The sequence below is a fragment of the Kocuria sp. genome (assembly GCF_030536815.1).
Lineage (GTDB): Bacteria > Actinomycetota > Actinomycetes > Actinomycetales > Micrococcaceae > Kocuria > Kocuria gwangalliensis.
Genome location: NZ_JAUNPE010000185.1, coordinates 1 through 3,015, shown reverse-complemented (window position 1 = coordinate 3,015; position 3,015 = coordinate 1). Strand labels below are relative to the sequence as shown.

The window sequence follows — 3,015 nt, the reverse complement described above, 5'->3', positions numbered from 1 at the left end:
AGCACGGCAATGGCCGCAAAGGCGATCACCATCAGAATGGCCGTGCCGAAGAACGGCATCCGCCAGTACCAACCACCCAGCAACGCCCCCACCAGCGGGCCGAAGGACAGGCCGAGACCGAGGGCGGCCTCGTACAGAACAATGGCCACCGACGACCCGCCGGAGGCCACACCCACGATTACCGCCAAAGCCGTGGCGACGAACAGGGCGTTGCCCAGACCCCATCCGGCGCGGAAACCGACCAGCGCACCCACCGTGGGAGACAGCCCGGAGAGCGCGGCGAACACGATGATCAGGGCCAGCCCGATCAGTAGCGTCTTCTTACCTCCGATGCGTGAGGACACAACGCCCGTGATCAACATGGCAAAGCCGGTGATCAAAAAGTAGCTGGTGAACAGCAACGACACCTGCGCCGGGGAGGCCTGCAGGTTCTGCGCGATCGCCGGGAGAATGGGGTCCACCAGGCCAATACCCATGAACGCGAAGACGGAGGAAACGGCCACGGCCCACACCGCCAGCGGCTGACGGAGCAGCGCAGACTTTTCGTGCTGGAGATCATCCCCCACGATTTCTGCCACATGCCCGCGGGCATGCTCGCGGGAAACTACGGGTAACTGGTCCGTTGCGGGGGTCATTCCGGTTCCGTTCTGCGCGTGATGGCGCGCTCGGGGTCAGTGGCGGACGGACGTCGCCTTCACGCGTGGCGCCCCGGCGGACCGGCCGCGAAAAGTGCGGGTCCGTGCCGCGCAATTATATTTAGGTAGGCTAACTTAATTCGTCTCATACCGCAAAGAATGTGGCGAGCTGCCGCTCCGCATCCCGCTTCGCCTGTTGAGTGGGTCTACGCTGATGACCCAGCACTTCCTGGACCCCGGACAGCGAAAAGAGCAGCCATGCACGGCATCCTCACCGCTCTCGATCACCTCGATCCCGAACTAGCCACGCGGGCATCGCGCGCAATTACCGGCCCTGGCGGTTGGTGGCAGGGCCCGCTGGACGTCGAGGGGCTCGCTCGCTCCTCGGTGGGTGTGGCTCTCGCTGCGGTGGAAGCATTCGCGAGGACAGTTCGCGGACAGAACCTTCACCTGACGGCGACCTTCGACGACGTCGCCTCGTCCTTCGGCTCCATATCCCACCTGCGGGTGGCGGGCAGTGCCGTCAAGAGCTTTGCGGCGACCTCCGGCTTTTTCCCGACCGCCGACGGGTGGGTCAGGACGCACGCGAACTATCCGCATCATGCCGAAAGACTCCGGTTGGCATTGAAAGTCTCCCGCGATGATCTCGTGGCCCCCGCGCTGCACGTCCTGACAAGCGAGGAAGCGGAATCGAGAATTGTCAGGGCTGGGGGGATAGCGGCCGCAGTGACTACCGTGCCGGAATGGGCCGCGCACCGTGCGCCCGAAACAGGACCGTGGATCTCCCTCGCTCTGCGAGACCGGCTAACCCGACGGCTCAGCCGCATTTCATCGGATGACCGCCCCCTACAGGGCGTGCGCGTCATATCCCTGACACGGGTCATTGCTGGTCCGACCGCCGCCAAATTCCTTGCCGCACTCGGAGCCGATGTGCATCGCATCGACCCGCCCCAGCTCCCGGAACTCCGCGACGCACATTTGGATACCGATCTCGGGGTGCGATGCACCACGTCCGACCTGAAAAATCCCCGGGGTCTTGAAGAATTGCTGGAACTGCTGCGCTCGGCAGACGTGCTACTCACGGGATATCGCCCTCGCGCATTGGACAACGTGGGATTGACCGAAGAGGTATTGCAGGACACCTGCCCGCACCTGATCCACGTGAATCTCAGCGCCTGGGAACCCCATGGGTCCCGGACCGGCCAACGGGGCTTCGACAGCATTGTCCAAGCGGCCACGGGCATAGCTCATCTGTACCGCACGGCCGATCCCGTTCATGGGTGGCGCCCAGGCGCACTTCCTGTTCAGGCCTTGGACCATGCAACGGGTTACGGCATGGCCGCCGCCGCTTTAGTATTACTCGCCCAGCGGCGAGCAGGTAGGGCTGATCTCTCGCTCGAACGCACGGCGAGATCACTGCTCAGCACGACACCGGATGGGCATGACGTCCACGACATCCAAGATTTCACGGACACGAGGTTCGACCCACAATGTCTGGCCAGCATGGATAGCGCCGAAGGCGAGGTGCTGTACGTCCCGGTGCCCGCTCGAGTGAATGGAACACTCTGTACCGCGCCAGGATCGTAAGAACTGCACCACCACCCCGGCGGGTGATCAGTCTCCGCGAGCCCCTGGGCGGGGCTGGTGCTCTCCCGTCATGCCACCGAGCGGGCTGGCGAGTTTCTCGAGAACGGGCATGGCGGCGTCGAGCGCGGCCAGTTCCTTGTCATCCAGCCGCGCAAGAACCTCGGCAACCACCTCGTTGCGGTGGCGGTCTTCAGCTGCAATCACGTTGTGGCCACGGCGCGTGAGCTTCACGAGAACCGCGCGAGCATCGGCGGGGTCTGGCCGGCGTTCCACCAGGCCAGCCTTCATGAGGCGGTCCACACTCTGGGTTGCGGTGGGCGTGCGAACTCCGAGGTTCGCTGCAATAGTCGTCATGCGCACCCCGCCGTCTGTCAACATGGACATGAGGCTGATCTGCTGACTGGTGAGCTCCCGCGTGTTGTCCAAACGCCGAAGGAAGAACACCCCGTGACGCAGTGCCGTTCGAAGTTTTTCGGCACTTTCAATGGGCGCGCGGCCCAGGGACTGGCTCTCGGCATCGGGAGTCTTATCCATATTTAGTTAACCTAACTTATGCGACGGAAAATAGCAAGCCCCGCCGGCACCCTGGTGGGCCATGGTGTGGCCACGCGATCCGAAAAGCAGTAAAGCGCAGGCGGCTCACAGAATCCGCGCGAACCGCTTCACGCCCTCCCGGATCCGCACCGGCGAAACACCGGAGAATGCCAATCGCACGGCATCGGAGGGTCGACCGTCCGAGTAGCATGCGGAACCGGGCACCAGGACAATGCCCTGTTCGATCACGTCCCGCAGC

3 protein-coding genes are annotated in these 3,015 nt (G+C 63.8%); 1 reads left to right on the top strand and 2 read right to left on the bottom strand.

The annotated features are described in order from the left end of the window. Positions 1–635 (bottom strand): MFS transporter (locus Q4E95_RS11760; RefSeq protein ID WP_303383485.1); only part of this gene is annotated, 635 nt, incomplete at its 3' end. 258 nt (positions 636–893) lie between these two features. On the opposite strand from Q4E95_RS11760, the gene Q4E95_RS11755 reads away from it, so the two are divergent. Continuing rightward, on the top strand, positions 894–2,222 hold the full coding sequence (locus Q4E95_RS11755) for a CoA transferase (protein WP_303383483.1): 1,329 nt from the start codon (positions 894–896) through the stop codon (positions 2,220–2,222). A gap of 27 nt (positions 2,223–2,249) precedes the next feature. On the opposite strand, the gene Q4E95_RS11750 is transcribed toward Q4E95_RS11755, so the two are convergent. Beyond that, complete coding sequence (locus tag Q4E95_RS11750) at positions 2,250–2,756, bottom strand: MarR family winged helix-turn-helix transcriptional regulator (protein ID WP_303383482.1); 507 nt, start codon at positions 2,754–2,756, stop codon at positions 2,250–2,252. Positions 2,757–3,015 lie beyond the last annotated feature (259 nt).